This window comes from Micromonospora sp. DT178, from assembly GCF_049841695.1.
Lineage (GTDB): Bacteria > Actinomycetota > Actinomycetes > Mycobacteriales > Micromonosporaceae > Micromonospora.
Genome location: NZ_JBNCKV010000018.1, coordinates 124,374 through 137,429, shown reverse-complemented (window position 1 = coordinate 137,429; position 13,056 = coordinate 124,374). Strand labels below are relative to the sequence as shown.

Below are 13,056 nucleotides of genomic sequence, written 5' to 3'. Positions count from 1 at the left end.
GAGCCGGACGGCGCCGGCCGGCGGCAGCGGCACGAGCTGTGGATGCGGCGGGCGCTGGAAGCGGCCGTCACCGGGCCCGACAGCCCGGCCGGCGCGGGCCCCGACGCCGCCGACGACATCCCGGTCGGTGCCGTGCTCTACGGGCCGGACGGCACCGAGCTGGCGATCGGACGCAACGAGCGGGAGCTGACCGGCGACCCGACCGCGCACGCCGAGGTGCTGGCGCTGCGCCGGGCGGCCGAACGGCTGGGTCGCTGGCGGCTCGACGGTTGCACCCTGGTCGTCACCCTGGAGCCCTGCACGATGTGCGCGGGCGCGCTGGTGCTCGCCCGGGTGTCCACCGTGGTCTTCGGCGCCTGGGAGCCCAAGACCGGGGCGGCCGGATCGCTGTGGGACGTGCTGCGCGACCGCCGGCTCAACCACCGGCCGGAGGTCTACGGCGGCGTCCTGGAGTCGGAGAGCGCCGCCATCCTGCGCGCCTTCTTCCGCTGACCGGCTCAGGCACCCGTCGGGGCGGGCCGGAGCAGGGTCGCGGCCACCGCGCGGGCGGTGTCGGTCCACGGGGTGGGGCGCAGGGTCGCCGGGTCGAGCCGGACGATCGCCCGCGCGCCCTCCGCGTGCACTGTGCCGCCGTCCACCGACTGGAACCGGTAGGCGTACCGGGCGCTGCTGGTGCCGAAGTGGTCGAGCCAGAAGTGCACCGCCACGGGTCCGGTCCCGGTGACCGGCGTCCGGTAGCTGATGGTGAACTCGCGTACGGCGTGGAAGACGTCCGGCGCGCTGTGCCGCCCGCCCTGGAACGAGACGCCGTGCTCCGCCCAGTATCCGGTCAGGGCCCGTTCGAGCAGCACCGCGTACCGGGCGTTGTGCAGCAGGCCGAACGCGTCGAGGTCGTCGAAGTGCACCGCGACGTGCGCGACGTGACCGAACTCGGCGGCGGGCTGGTCGACGATGGCCTGGCTCATGAGATGCCTTCCGGTAGCAGGTTCGGATCGGGGCACAGTGCCCGCAGGCGGTTCAGCAGGCCCTGGCGGGCGTGCCGGTAGGCGGTGTCGGGGGCCAGCAGGCGGGAGCGCATCGCGGCGGTGATCCCGAGCGCGTCGATCTCGTACGCCAGCTGAGGGACGTCCACGTCGGCGGGAAGCTCGCCGGCGGCGACCGCCTCGCGGACGAGTTGTTCGAGGAACGCGGTCCAGCGGCCGAACACCTCGGCGAGCCGGTCCCGGACCGGGCCGGGACGCGCGTTGTACTCGAAGTCGGCGCTGGCGAAGAAGCAACCGCCGGGAAGCACCCGGGCGGCGAAGAAGTCGATCCGGGCCTGGTGCAGCGCCCAGAGCCGCCGTACGCCCCGGGGGGCGCGCAGAGCCGGCTCGATGATCCGTTCCCGCTGCTGCTCGACCGCCCGGTCGACCGTGGCGAGCTGGAGCGCCTCCTTGGAACCCCAGTGCGCGAAGAGGCCGGACTTGCTGACGCCGAGGGTGTCGGCGAGCTGGGCGAGGGAGAGCCCGTGCAGGCCGACCTCGGTGGCGAGGACCACGGCGGCGTCCAGCGCGGCGGTGCGGGTCCGGTCGCCCCGCGCGACACGTCCGTCGACTGTCATGGGCTGAGGCTAATGAATAAGCACGACCGTTCGTATAGTTTCTCCGCGTGACCGTGGTCACGAAACCGCCCCGCCGTCCGAGAGGACGACGGGGCGGCTGCCGAACGGAACTCAGGCGACGATCGTGTCCAGGGCGATCTCGACCATCTGGCTGAAGGTCTGCTCACGCTCCTCGGAGGTGGTCTTCTCGCCGGTCTTGATGTGGTCGCTGACGGTCAGCAGGGTCAGCGCGCGGGCCTTGAACCGGGCGGCGATCGTGTAGAGCGCCGCCGACTCCATCTCCACCGCCAGCACGCCGTAGTCGGCGAGGCTGTCGTAGAGGTCCGGGCGGTCGGTGTAGAAGGCGTCCGCCGCCAGGATCGGCCCGACCCGCATCGCGATGCCGCGCCGCTCGGCCACCTCGACCGACGTACGCAGCAGCCCGAAGTCGGCCACCGGGGCGTAGTCGATCAGCCCGTCGAAGCGCATCCGGTTCATGTTCGAGTCGGTGGACGAGCCGATCGCCGCGATCACGTCGCGCAGCCGCAGGTCCTCGGTCAGGGCCCCGCAGGAACCGACCCGGATCAGGCTCTTCACGCCGTACTCGTTGACCAGCTCGTGGGCGTAGATGGAGGCGGAGGGCATGCCCATGCCGGAGCCCTGGACGGAGACCTCGACGCCGTTCCAGCGGCCGGTGAAGCCCAGCATGCCCCGGACCGTCGAGTAGCACTGCGCGCCCTCGAGGTAGGTCTCCGCGATCCACTTGGCCCGCAGCGGGTCGCCCGGCATCAGGACCCGCTCGGCGATCTCTCCCGGCTTTGCGCCGATGTGCGTACTCATGGCAAGGATCCTGCCAGGCCGCCCCCGGGCATACCGGTTCGGCGTCCGAACCCGGGGTCATGTACCCTTCTCGGCGGTGGCGTGTCCGAGTGGCCTAAGGAGCACGCCTCGAAAGCGTGTGAGGGTTTACGCCCTCCGCGGGTTCAAATCCCGCCGCCACCGCTCACGAACAGCGCAAACGCCCGGCAGATCCGCAAGGATCAGCCGGGCGTTCCGCTTGTGGGTTCGGTTGGCTCCGAAGGTCGGTTGCACTGTCTGGCGGGCGTTCCCACAGCAGCCCGCCGACGCGCCGGACAGTGTCCCGGCGGACTTGCGCCGTCGGGACCGCTCTCTGTACTTGATGCTGAGGTACCGGGCCCAGCCGGAAGTGGCGGCGGCACGGCAGGTCGGGTCAGGCGGCTTCCGGCGAAGAGCATTGCGTGAAGCCGATGTGCCCGTGTTCGACGACGGGTCCGGTGCACGTCCGCCGGGTGATGCGCGGGACGCCGAACCTGTCCTGTCGGCTATCGATCGTGACCTGTACGGCACCGTCGGCGTCGGCAACGTAGACGGTGTGGATCGGGTCGCCTTCAATCGTCGGCCGGGTCTCGGCGAGGCGGGCGGGCCGGCGTGCCCCCACCGCGTCGAGAATGCAGGCGATCGCCGCGTCCGGCAGGCGTTCGGACTGGCGCAGCACGTGGCTGCCGCAGTCCACCTCGACCGCCGCCGTCACCGCCGCGCTCGCACCCATGGCTGGCGGGGGCGGGTTCGTCCCGCGCTCGGCTGTGGGCGAGACGGCAGCGAACACCCCGGCGACGGCCAGGACGGTGGCCGCCGCCACGCCGCCGACCACACGCCGCCGGCGCAGCGTCTCTCCGCGGGCACGCACCTGCGCTGGTGGCGCCAGCCTCAGGGCGGCGGTGTCGTGATCGAGGGCCGCGATGGCCTCACGGATGCGCGCTGACATCGGATTCCTTCCGTTCGTCGTCGGTGCCGAGCAGACAGGCGAGCGCCGTCCGCGCGCGGGCGAGGTAGACCTTGACTGTGCCGGCGGGCATGCGGGTTGCCTCGGCGATCTCGGCGACCGGAAGGTCACAGAGGTAGTGCAGAACCACGACCCGCCGTTGCGCCTCCGGCAGTCGGTGTAGCGCCGTCATCACCGCGACCCGGTCCGGCGTCGGTCCGGCGGCGGTCACGGGCGGGCCGAGCCTGGCCCGCGCGGCCAGCCAGCGCCGGGCGCTGCGCCATCGGTTGGCCGCCAACCGCCACGCCACGGTCCGTACCCACGCCTCAGGGTCGTCGTAGCCCGACAGCCGCGACCACCGTATCCAGGCGCGGGCGTACGCCTCCTGCACGGCGTCCTGAGCTTCGCCGAGATCCCCGCAGACGGCATACACCTGATGCACGACGCGCGCTGAAGTCGCCGTGTAGAAGGCGTCGAAGTTGTCGGTCGTGTCCATCCGCACCGTCCCTCTCCGTGGCCGTCACAGGTACACACACCGCTGAGGGCGCGCGGGTTACAGTCGCCGACGGTTCGGTGGCGCGTACGCCTGTCCGGTTGATCGAAGCGAATCCCTTGGCCTGACGCTGCGTCGCGAGCTGTGGCCGTGCGCCAGGCATGTTTTACCAGGGGAGACGGGAGCCCGGCGCGGTCTCAGGTTCGGTCCCATTCGGGAGCGTCTGCCGCTGTTCGGGGTCGCTACCGAAAGCCTGCGTCGAGCCTCCCTGACCAGCGTCGATCATGAAGTTGTGGTGCCCTGCAAAGGGGATGGACAGGCATTTGTCTCCCACCAGAAGTGCAAGATCGACGCCGCAAGAGGGTGGGTGGGGCGGGGTGTCTGTCAGCGGCGGGTGAGTTCCGACTCCAGCCGCTTGATGAGGGTCTTGCGGGACTTGCCGTCGCGCTCGCGGCGCAGGGCCGACTTCAGTTGGCCCTTGTCGAGGTCGCGGACCAGCTTGGCGGCCTCGGCGACCGGCAGCTCCGACAGCCGCTCGGCTGTGGTGGCGTTGCGGCGGGCGCGCTTGGCGGGCCCGGTGTTCGCCACGAACTGCTTGCCGGACTTCGATTCCTTCCGCTTCTTGGCGTCGGTCGCCCGCTTCTCCTTCTCGGAGAGCTCCTTCCAGGCCTGTTCGGGCAGGTAGCGGCTGGTCTCGTCGCCGTGCCGCGCCCGGGTGTCGCCCTCCTTGGTCTGCCAGTGCTCGCCGCCCCAGCGCTGTAGGGACTTCTGCCGCTCGTCCTTCGGGCCGAGGAAGCCCCCGCCGCGCCTCTTGTACTCCTGGGTGACCAGCTGCGACTTGCGTGCCGACCACTGCCCCGGCCGGCCGCCCTTGTCGGAGGCCTTGACCTCTTCCTTGATCTGCTCCCGGAGTTCGGGCTTCGTGTACCGCGCCATGCCCGGCGGTTACCCGGCACTCCCGGGCACATGCTTCCGTCGCCTCGGCTGCTCCCGCGAGCCTCCGACGGCTTCCGCACGCCGTCGACCCGCCGTGTGCTTCGCGCTCGGTCGGGCACGGGGCGACTGATAACGTCCGAGGCCCCGGCGGCCCGGCCGGATGCCCTCGTCGAGAGGACCGGACCATGTCTTCCTCGGGTGGGAGCGCCGGCTTGAAGCGCGGCGTCGTCCTCTACGGCCCGCCGGCGGCGGGGAAGGACACCATCACCCGCTACCTGGGGGTGTTGGACCAGCGGTACGTCCTGTTCCCCTGCCTCGAAGCCGGGCCGGGCCGGACGAACGGCCCCCGGACGGCCACCCCGACCGAGATCGAGGAACTCCGTCGGCGGGGCGAGATCGTCTGGGAGAGCCGGCGGCACGGTGCCGCCCATGTCATCGACCGGCCGGCACTCGCCGCGCGGCTCGCCGAGCATGTCCCGGTGATCCACCTCCGCCAGGTCGAAGGCATCGACGCCGTCACCGGCGCCTTCCCCGACGCGCGCTGGCTCGTGGCCTTCGTCTGGTGCCCCCGGGAGATCGCCGAGGTGCGGGTCGGGCAGCGCGGCACCGGCGACACGGACGGCTGGGACGAGGCCTCGATCATCGGGCCCGCGGACCTGACCATCAACACCCTCCTGACCGACCCGGAGGACGCCGCCCGGCAGATCGACAGCCGGGTCACCGCCATGGGCCAGCCGTGGTCAGGGCCGCCGGTCCCGTAGTCAGCAGGGGCTGTGGCCCTCGTGGAAGAGGCGCTGGGCCCAGTCGGCGTACCCGGCGATGATCTTCTTCACCGCCCGCCCGTCGTGCAGGAAGAGGTACGCCCGGTCGCCCTGCCGGGCGAGCAACCCGTCGAGCCGGTACGTCCCCTGTGGAGCGTCCAGCTCCCGCACGGACGGGTAGCGGCTGCGGACCTCCTCGACCGGCATGCCGGCGGTGACTCCCTGCGGGGTGCGCGTCGCCTCGCCGAGCCAGAGCAGCACCAGCCGGTCGTCGACGAAGATGGGGCTGGTCGTGTCGTACCCGGCGAGCGCCGGTCCGCAGGCGTCGACGTCGGAGCGTAGGATGCCCCGCCGGGTCAGCTCGTCCTCGGTGTCGCCGAACTCGACGTCGCGTAGGCCGTTGAGGTCGACCACCTCGACGGCCCCGACGGGCCGACCGTCCAACCCGGACGACGGCGGGTGTGCGCCGCTGCCCGAAACCCAGGCAGCCGTCGTCAGCGCGGCGATAAAGCCAAATTGTCGCAGTTTCATGGAATCCCCCAGTCCCCAACGGGACCGGGCCGTTCAGGTTGCTGCCCGCCCGCAGATTGCCGGTTTTCCCACTCCTCGGCCAGTTCGTCCCAGTAATCGGCGCTGAGCCGCCGGCGCCCGTGCGCCAGCCAGCCGGCGGTGTTCCGCTCGACGTGCAGACCCAGCTCGGCGAACGGGTCGATCCATGCGCCGGGTTCCGCCCCGAGCCGGGCGAGCGCCGCGTTGAGCGGCCACTGGGCGCGCGGCCCGTCGAAGAGTCGGTCGAACCCCGGCCCCCAGCTCACCTGGCCGCCGAGCCATACCACCGCCGACTGGTAGCCGGCGCCGCCGGCGAACTCCGCCTCCAGGTACGCGACCGGGCCCGACCGCGACCACCGCGCGAGGGCGTCGGCGAGGGGTGCCGAGAGCGACAGGTGGAACGGCTCCTCAGCCGACCGCTCCGCCATCGAGAAGTCGGGCAGCGCGCCGGTCAGCTCCTCGACGAGCTGCGGGGTGACCGGCAGCAGCGCGAAGTCCTGACGCAGCTCGCCCAGGACCGCGTGGTCGAGGTCGGCGGTCTGCTCGCGCAGCAGCTCGGCGTCCGCGACCACCGCGCTGAGCTGGTAACCCATGGGAGCCCTCCGCCGTCCACAGCCTGTGGATGGAACATGTGTACGACGAATGCCACCTCCGCCGCCCTCCGCACCGTACCGAATCGTCCCCTGTCGGCACCGCCCCGCGATTTGCTCTGTCGACCCCGTTCCGGGGCGAACTGCGGCCTTCGCCCGAAGGGCGCGGAGCCGGAGCGCGGCACCCAGCGTGACGGCCGGAGCGGGCCGACGCCCGGGCCGCACCTGGCGGACGGACGGGGTCGAGTGGAACACCACGGGTGTATCCCACGCCGGGAGACAACCGTGGTGTTCCACTCGCGCCCCGCGCTGAGGCCGAGCCTGCTCCGCCTGACGGTCAGAGCAGCAAATTGACCAGGGCGGCGAGCCCGACGACCACGATGATGGCGCGCAGCGCCACCGGCGGGAGCCGGCGTCCCCACCGGCCGCCGGCCAGGCCCCCCACCACCGAACCCACCGCGATCAGTAGCGCCGGCTGCCATGCCACGTTCCCCACCACGACGAACAGGACCGCCGCGACCCCGTTCACCAGGCCGGCGAGCACGTTCTTCACCCCGTTGACCCAGCGCAGGTCGGTGGAGAGCAGCACGCCGAGCAGCCCCAGCAGCAGCACTCCCTGGGCGGCGCCGAAGTAGCCGCCGTACACCCCGGTGCCGAAGACGCCGAGCAGCAGCAACGGCCCCACCCGCCGTACCGCCTGACCGCCCGCCGACGACGCGCCCGCGTCGTCCGCGACCGGCCGCCGGCGGGCCAACGCCCCCGCCAGTCGGGGCTGCACCACCACGAGCACCAACGCCAGGATGATCAGCGCCGGCACGATGGCCCGGAACGCGCCGGGCGGCAGGAGCAGCAGCAGCAGTACGCCGCCGGTGACCCCGCCGAGCACGGCGGCGACGCCCAGGCGGGCCAGCAGGCCACCGTGCCCGGCCAGCTCCCGGCGATAGGCGTACGCCGCGGAGAACGACCCCGGCACCAGCCCGACGGTGTTCGACACGTTCGCCACCACGGGCGGGTAGCCGAGGGAGAGCAGGACCGGGAAGGTCACCAGCGTGCCCGAGCCCACCACCGCGTTGATGGCGCCCGCTGCGACCCCGGCGGCCAGCACGGCCAGCCCTTCGGCGACGTTCAGCATTGCGTTCACTCGTGTCCGCGCTCTCCCCGGGCCGGTCGTCGCCCGCAGGTCGCCGCCGCTCGGTTGTCTCGCTGTCGGATGCGGCTGTCAGCGTAGGACGGGAGTCGCGTCCGGTGATCGACGTGCGGCAGGGATCACGCCGTGACCAGTAGCTTGTCGGCGCCGTTCACCTTCGCAGCTGGCGCGGTCGCCACGGCCCGGCGTGGCGGCGGCGCAGCCAGCGGGGCAGGCGGTGCCGGGGCACGAACATGCCGATGTCGTCCGCCGCGTCGTCGGCGTAGCCGCGCAGTTGGCAGCCGCCGAGCGGGGTACGGTCGCGCAGCGCGCCCCGGAGCAGGGCCAGCGACTCGACGTCGATGTCGCGGTGCAGGCGTCCGAAGTGACCCAGCGACTGCAACGCGTTCGCCCTGGTCTGCACGTCCCGCGACCGGAGCCCGCGCCTGATCCGGGGAAGGACGACGGCGGCTGGGTGGAACTCGTCCAGCACCAGCCAGAGGAGAGCTGGGCCGGCCCCCGGCTCCGCACGGTCCAGGGCCGCGTCGACGTTCTCCGGGCAGTCGCATTCGTCGAACTCAGGGCCGATGGTCCCGTCGCGCGTCTCGCTCACGGTGGCATGATCGCGCGTCCTGGTCCGGGAGTGGGGAGCCGAGGTCGGGGAGATCGACGCCGCCGTCTCGGGCGATGAGCGGGAACAGGGCAGGGAGGAACCGGGAAGGGCGGGCGTAGAGACGACTCAGGGCCGGTCCTCGTGGGGCCGGCCCTGTCGTTTCCTGCTCAAGAGAGCGGAGGATACGAGATTCGAACTCGTGAGGGTGTTAACCCAACACGCTTTCCAAGCGTGCGCCCTAGGCCTCTAGGCGAATCCTCCGCAGACGAGGATACAGGTCCCCGGCGGGTGGGCCACCCCACCACCCCCTGAAGATCGACGCGGCGTCGGGTAGGGTTGGCGGTACCTCCCGTGCGGCGGTATCTCGTGAACCTCCCCAGGGCCGGAAGGCAGCAAGGATAAGCGGGCTCTGCCGGGTGCACGGGAGGCCTTTTTGTCTCCGGGGCCCGGTAACGTCCCTGCGGGTCAGGTCACGGGGTGGTGGGTGGTCACCCGCGCCCGACCGGCGCAGAATGGCTCGGTCGAGAGGAGGCGGGACGAGTGGCACTGGCGCTCTACCGCAAGTACCGGCCGCGTACCTTCGCCGAGGTCATCGGGCAGGAGCACGTCACCGAGCCGCTGTCGCAGGCGCTGCGCAGCGGGCGGCTCAACCATGCCTACCTCTTCTCCGGCCCACGCGGCTGCGGCAAGACCTCCAGCGCCCGGATCCTGGCCCGCTCGCTCAACTGCGAGCAGGGCCCCACCCCGGAGCCGTGCGGGCAGTGCGACTCGTGCCGCGAGCTGGCCACCGACGGCGGCTCGATCGACGTGCTGGAGATCGACGCGGCCAGCCACGGTGGCGTCGACGACGCCCGCGAGCTGCGCGAGAAGGCGATCTTCGCGCCGGCCAAGAGCCGCTTCAAGATCTACGTCATCGACGAGGCGCACATGGTCTCGTCGGCCGGCTTCAACGCCCTGCTCAAGCTGGTCGAGGAGCCGCCGGAGTACGTCAAGTTCATCTTCGCGACCACCGAGCCGGAGAAGGTCCTCGGCACGATCAAGTCGCGGACCCACCACTACCCGTTCCGGCTGATCCCGCCGAAGGTGCTCCGGCCCTACCTGGAGCAGCTCTGCGAGGCCGAGGGCGTCGCCGTCGAGCCCGCGGTCTTCCCGCTGGTGGTGCGCGCCGGCGGCGGCAGCGCCCGGGACAGTCTCTCCGTGCTCGACCAGCTCATCGCCGGGGCCGGGCCGGAGGGGGTCACCTACTCCCGGGCCGCCGCCCTGCTCGGCGTGACCGACGCCGCCCTCATCGACGAAATGTGCGACGCGCTGGCGGCCGGGGACGGCGCGACGGCGTACGCGACCGTCGACCGGGTCGCCGAGGCCGGGCACGACGCGCGCCGGTTCGCCTCCGACCTGCTGGAGCGGCTGCGCGACCTGATCGTGCTCCAGCAGGTGCCGGACGCCGCCGTCAAGGGCCTGATCGACGGCCCGGCCGACCAGATCGAGCGGATGGCCGTCCAGGCCCAGCGGCTCGGTCCGGCCACGCTGTCCCGCTGCGCCGACATCGTGCACAACGGCCTGGTGGAGATGCGCGGCACCACCGCGCCCCGCCTGCTGCTGGAGCTGATCTGCGCCCGGATGCTGCTGCCCGGGGCCGACGACAGCACCGGCGGCCTGCTGCAGCGCCTCGAACGCATGGAGCGCCGGCTCACCCTCGCCGGCACCGACGCGCCGCCGGCCGCCGCCGGCCCCGCGCCGGTCGCCTCCCCTTCTTCCGCGCACCCCGAGCCCACCCCCGCCACGACCGCGACTGACCCGGAGCCCGCCGGCCCGCCGGCGGCTGCCGGCGCTCCGTCCGGTGCCGCGGCCGCCCGTGCCGTGGCTCTGGCCGCCGCCGGTTCCCCGGCTGCCACCGGTTCCCGGGCGGCGGAGGCCGCCCCGGGTGCTACCGGACCGGTGGGTGCGACCGCCGGTGGCCCGCCCGCCGATGCTCCCGTCCGCCGCCAGGTGCCGCCCTCGGCGGTGATGCCCGACCCGGCGACCCCCGCCCCGCCCCGCCACGGTGCGGCTGCGGCGGGCCCCCTGGACGCCGTCGCGGTGCGCCGGGTCTGGCCGGACATCGTCGCGAAGGTCAACCGGATCAAGAAGCCGGCCGCCGCGCTGATGCGCGACGCGGTGGTCCGCGACGTGGACGGCGATACCTTGGTGCTGACCGTCAAGTCGCCGGTGCTCGCACAGATGATGGGCAACCACACGTCGGTGCTGGCCGAGGTGCTGTACGAGGAGTTCGGCGGCCGCTGGCAGATCCGCTGCGAGGTGGCCGGCGAGCGGGGTGGCGCGTCACTCGGTGGCTCGTCCCGTCCCGCCGCGCCGGCCCGCCCGGCATCCCCGCCGCCGGCAGCCCCCGCCCACCAGGACCGAAGCGGTACCGGCAGCCCGTCCGGCGCCGGCCCATCCGGCGGCGGCGCGGGCGGCGGCATGGCCGGCGGCCCGAGCGGCCCAGGCGGCGTGAGTGGTCCGAACGGCCCGAATAGCGCGGCCGGCCCGAGTGGCCCGAGCGGCCTGGCCGGTTCGAACGGCCTGGCCGGTCCGGATGGCCTCAGTGCTGCGGCCGGCGGGCCTGGTGGCGCGGATGGTGCCGCTGCCGGCCAGGGCGGGGCGACCCGGCCCACCTCCGGCGCTGGCGCGTCGAGGGCCGGTGCTCCCGCCGCCGACGCGGCCGAGGACTGGCCCGAGCCGGCCCGCCCGGGTGGCGCGGCCGGGAGCGCCGAGGACTGGCCGGAGCCGGCCCGCCCGGGTGGCGCGGCCGGGGACGGCGACGACTGGCCGGAACCGGCTCGACCGGGCGGCACGTCGGCCGTCACGTCGACCGGCGGCACGGCAGCCGCCGCCCCGACGGCGACCGGCCTGCCCGGCGCAGCGTCGACCACCCGGCCGGCGAGCGCCGCCACGGCGTCGGCGACCGCCACGCCCGCCGTACCGAAGCCGGCCGGACCGTCGGGGGCGCCGCAGCAGGCCGCGCCCGCCGGCCCCCCGGTGAGCAGCGCGATCGCGGCCGCGCGGGCCGCTGCGGCGGGACGCGGTCCGCGTACCGGCCAGCCGGTCCGGAAGACCGCGGACGCCGACTGGGCCGGCGAGCCGCCGTACGACCCGGACTTCGACGGCCCGGTGCGCGGCGGCGGGGGACGCCCCGGCGGCGCCCGGCCGGCGGCCCCGAACTTCGAGGGCTTCGACCCGGGCGACGAGCCGCTGGACGAGGTCATCGACGAGCAGACCGCGCGGGAGTCCAGCGAGGAACAGGCGGTACGGCTGCTGCGCGAGGCCTTCGGCGCCGAGAAGATCGACGAGGTGGACGCCCGCTGACTCGCTGCGGCAGATCTTGGTAGGAGACGGCCCCTGCAGGGGCACTTCCGCACCAAGATCTCCACGGGGTGCGCCACGGACGTGCGGAGCGCGGCCGGGTGGGAGGCAGGCGAGGTCAGGCGGGCCAGGCCGGTAGGCCGTGGGGGTGCGCCTCCGCCAGCAGGCGTTCCGGGCCGGTGCCGAGCCGGACGCGGAGCTGGAAGTCGTCGCGGGCCTCGCGCGGGTGCGGCTCGAAGGACACCTGGGCGACCGGCGCGTCGGTGCCGCCGGCGGCGGCCAGCCGGTCCAGCTCGGCGGTGACCCGCGCCCACTCCTCGGCCGGGACGTACTGCCGCATCACCGAGTGCCACACCACCGTCAGCGTGCCGGGGCGCGGGGTGATCCCGGCGAGGAAGTCCGCCGCCCCCGCCGCGACGACCCGGGCCGGCAGCCGCCCGGCCAGCTCCAGCGCGCCGGCCAGCCGGGCCGCGCGGGCGGTGTGCTCCGGCCAGAGGTACGCCCGCAGCGCGAGCGCGCCGTCGGGGTCGCCCGGGTCGATCGGGGTGACGTCGCAACCGAGCCGCTCCACCACGGTCAGCTCGGGGTACGCGCCGGCCGCCGCCCGCAGCCAGTCGGGCGCCCCGCCCCGCCAGGCGTCCGGCAGCCGTACGGGGGAGTCGGCCGGCCCCCAGGCGAAGCCGGCGGCCTCGATGCGGAACCGGTCGGCGCGCAGGTTCAACCCGGCGCTCGCGCCCAGCTCGACGAGGCGCACCGGCAGCCCGCCCACCTCGTGGACGGCGTGCAGCAGACCGGCCAGCAGCAGGTTGGCCCGGCCGGTCTCGTTGGTCTGGGGCGGCCGGCGCAGCCAGCCGCGCAGCGTGTCGTGCTCGGCCTCGACGACCGCCCGGAACGTGGCCCAGCAGGCGGGGGCGTCCGCCGCCCGGTACGCCCCGCCCGCGCTGGGGTAGTACCGGGCCAGCTCCGGCGCCCGGCCGGAGAGCACCAGTGCGTGCACCCCGCCGAGCAGGCGTAGCGCCACGAGGGCGTCGGGGTCGGCGTCCTCGTACCCCGTGATGACGGTGGCGCACGGGCCGCCGGCGCGCACGTCCCCGGCGGCGCGCGCCAGCAGGTGGGCGTAGAGGGCGGCGGCCATGTCGGCGCAGGCCCGGGCCTGCCGTTCCATGGCCGCCGCGGCCTGTTCCCGGGACATCCGCCACCTCCGTCCGGTCGGTCCCGTGATCGTGCGCCCGGACCCGGCGGGAGCAAAGCACCGGGCGGGGCGAGTCCGCTCACAGCGGATAG

At 73.8% G+C, this 13,056-nt stretch carries 14 protein-coding genes, 2 tRNA genes and 1 other RNA gene; 5 read left to right on the top strand and 12 right to left on the bottom strand.

Going from position 1 to position 13,056, the window contains the following annotated elements; translation table 11 throughout:
* The first annotated feature begins 42 nt into the window (after positions 1-42).
* Complete coding sequence (locus tag ACLQ22_RS26830) at positions 43-492, top strand: nucleoside deaminase (protein ID WP_425694774.1); 450 nt, start codon at positions 43-45, stop codon at positions 490-492.
* 5 nt (positions 493-497) lie between these two features.
* Here the strand turns inward: ACLQ22_RS26830 and ACLQ22_RS26825 are convergent, their stop codons facing one another.
* From ACLQ22_RS26825 to deoD, 3 genes are all read right to left on the bottom strand, one after another.
* Positions 498-965, bottom strand: coding sequence for an acyl-CoA thioesterase (locus tag ACLQ22_RS26825; protein WP_425694751.1), 468 nt, complete (start codon positions 963-965; stop codon positions 498-500).
* The gene (locus ACLQ22_RS26820) at positions 962-1,600 is read right to left on the bottom strand and encodes a TetR/AcrR family transcriptional regulator (RefSeq protein WP_425694750.1); all 639 of its coding nucleotides are present in this window, start codon (positions 1,598-1,600) and stop codon (positions 962-964) included. Before ACLQ22_RS26820 ends, ACLQ22_RS26825 begins: the two co-directional genes overlap by 4 nt.
* Before the next feature lie 111 nt (positions 1,601-1,711).
* On the bottom strand, positions 1,712-2,419 hold the full coding sequence (deoD, locus tag ACLQ22_RS26815; protein ID WP_089003001.1) for a purine-nucleoside phosphorylase: 708 nt from the start codon (positions 2,417-2,419) through the stop codon (positions 1,712-1,714).
* Between the two features lie 75 nt (positions 2,420-2,494).
* Between deoD and ACLQ22_RS26810 the strand changes: the two genes are divergently transcribed.
* Positions 2,495-2,581, top strand: a tRNA-Ser gene (locus tag ACLQ22_RS26810).
* A 229-nt stretch (positions 2,582-2,810) separates the two neighbouring features.
* Here ACLQ22_RS26810 and ACLQ22_RS26805 read toward each other — a convergent pair.
* From ACLQ22_RS26805 to ACLQ22_RS26795, 3 genes are all read right to left on the bottom strand, one after another.
* Positions 2,811-3,365: a DUF4362 domain-containing protein gene (locus tag ACLQ22_RS26805; protein WP_425694749.1), complete on the bottom strand. Its 555-nt coding sequence runs from the start codon at positions 3,363-3,365 to the stop codon at positions 2,811-2,813.
* Positions 3,346-3,858 (bottom strand): SigE family RNA polymerase sigma factor, encoded by a 513-nt coding sequence (locus tag ACLQ22_RS26800; protein ID WP_425694748.1) that lies wholly within the window; start codon positions 3,856-3,858, stop codon positions 3,346-3,348. Before ACLQ22_RS26800 ends, ACLQ22_RS26805 begins: the two co-directional genes overlap by 20 nt.
* Positions 3,859-4,239: 381 nt before the next feature.
* The gene (locus tag ACLQ22_RS26795; protein WP_425694747.1) at positions 4,240-4,791 is read right to left on the bottom strand and encodes a DUF5872 domain-containing protein; all 552 of its coding nucleotides are present in this window, start codon (positions 4,789-4,791) and stop codon (positions 4,240-4,242) included.
* Positions 4,792-4,976: 185 nt separating this feature from the next.
* Here ACLQ22_RS26795 and ACLQ22_RS26790 point away from each other — a divergent pair, with 185 nt between their 5' ends.
* Positions 4,977-5,552 carry a kinase gene (locus ACLQ22_RS26790; protein WP_425694746.1) on the top strand — a complete coding sequence of 192 codons (576 nt, stop codon included), beginning with the start codon at positions 4,977-4,979 and terminating at the stop codon, positions 5,550-5,552.
* On the opposite strand, the gene ACLQ22_RS26785 is transcribed toward ACLQ22_RS26790, so the two are convergent.
* The 5 genes from ACLQ22_RS26785 to ACLQ22_RS26765 form a co-directional block, all read right to left on the bottom strand.
* Positions 5,553-6,083 (bottom strand): hypothetical protein, encoded by a 531-nt coding sequence (locus ACLQ22_RS26785; protein WP_121401707.1) that lies wholly within the window; start codon positions 6,081-6,083, stop codon positions 5,553-5,555.
* Entirely contained in the window at positions 6,080-6,694 is a 615-nt protein-coding gene (locus ACLQ22_RS26780; RefSeq protein WP_425694745.1) for a hypothetical protein, read from the bottom strand. The genes ACLQ22_RS26785 and ACLQ22_RS26780 overlap by 4 nt, the downstream gene beginning before the upstream one ends.
* 334 nt (positions 6,695-7,028) lie before the next feature.
* Positions 7,029-7,823 (bottom strand): sulfite exporter TauE/SafE family protein, encoded by a 795-nt coding sequence (locus ACLQ22_RS26775; protein ID WP_425694773.1) that lies wholly within the window; start codon positions 7,821-7,823, stop codon positions 7,029-7,031.
* Between the two features lie 166 nt (positions 7,824-7,989).
* Entirely contained in the window at positions 7,990-8,430 is a 441-nt protein-coding gene (locus ACLQ22_RS26770; RefSeq protein ID WP_425694744.1) for a hypothetical protein, read from the bottom strand.
* 176 nt (positions 8,431-8,606) lie between these two features.
* A tRNA-Ser gene (locus tag ACLQ22_RS26765) sits at positions 8,607-8,691 on the bottom strand.
* Between the two features lie 82 nt (positions 8,692-8,773).
* On the opposite strand from ACLQ22_RS26765, the gene ffs reads away from it, so the two are divergent.
* Positions 8,774-8,863, top strand: an RNA gene (gene ffs / locus ACLQ22_RS26760) — signal recognition particle sRNA small type.
* Between the two features lie 107 nt (positions 8,864-8,970).
* Positions 8,971-11,775, top strand: coding sequence for a DNA polymerase III subunit gamma and tau (locus tag ACLQ22_RS26755; RefSeq protein ID WP_425694743.1), 2,805 nt, complete (start codon positions 8,971-8,973; stop codon positions 11,773-11,775).
* Between the two features lie 115 nt (positions 11,776-11,890).
* On the opposite strand, the gene ACLQ22_RS26750 is transcribed toward ACLQ22_RS26755, so the two are convergent.
* A complete protein-coding gene (locus ACLQ22_RS26750; RefSeq protein ID WP_425694742.1) occupies positions 11,891-12,964 on the bottom strand; it encodes a DUF2332 domain-containing protein in 1,074 nt (357 codons plus the stop codon).
* Between the last annotated feature and the right edge of the window lie 92 nt (positions 12,965-13,056).

Coding starts and splice junctions, on each gene's coding strand:
- ACLQ22_RS26785 (WP_121401707.1), bottom strand. CDS start 6,083: ATGAAACTGCGACAATTTGGCTTTATCGCCGCGCTGACGACGGCTGCC.
- ACLQ22_RS26805 (WP_425694749.1), bottom strand. CDS start 3,365: ATGTCAGCGCGCATCCGTGAGGCCATCGCGGCCCTCGATCACGACACC.
- ACLQ22_RS26775 (WP_425694773.1), bottom strand. CDS start 7,823: ATGCTGAACGTCGCCGAAGGGCTGGCCGTGCTGGCCGCCGGGGTCGCA.
- deoD (WP_089003001.1), bottom strand. CDS start 2,419: ATGAGTACGCACATCGGCGCAAAGCCGGGAGAGATCGCCGAGCGGGTC.
- ACLQ22_RS26825 (WP_425694751.1), bottom strand. CDS start 965: ATGAGCCAGGCCATCGTCGACCAGCCCGCCGCCGAGTTCGGTCACGTC.
- ACLQ22_RS26820 (WP_425694750.1), bottom strand. CDS start 1,600: ATGACAGTCGACGGACGTGTCGCGCGGGGCGACCGGACCCGCACCGCC.
- ACLQ22_RS26795 (WP_425694747.1), bottom strand. CDS start 4,791: ATGGCGCGGTACACGAAGCCCGAACTCCGGGAGCAGATCAAGGAAGAG.
- ACLQ22_RS26780 (WP_425694745.1), bottom strand. CDS start 6,694: ATGGGTTACCAGCTCAGCGCGGTGGTCGCGGACGCCGAGCTGCTGCGC.
- ACLQ22_RS26750 (WP_425694742.1), bottom strand. CDS start 12,964: ATGTCCCGGGAACAGGCCGCGGCGGCCATGGAACGGCAGGCCCGGGCC.
- ACLQ22_RS26800 (WP_425694748.1), bottom strand. CDS start 3,858: ATGGACACGACCGACAACTTCGACGCCTTCTACACGGCGACTTCAGCG.
- ACLQ22_RS26790 (WP_425694746.1), top strand. CDS start 4,977: ATGTCTTCCTCGGGTGGGAGCGCCGGCTTGAAGCGCGGCGTCGTCCTC.
- ACLQ22_RS26830 (WP_425694774.1), top strand. CDS start 43: ATGCGGCGGGCGCTGGAAGCGGCCGTCACCGGGCCCGACAGCCCGGCC.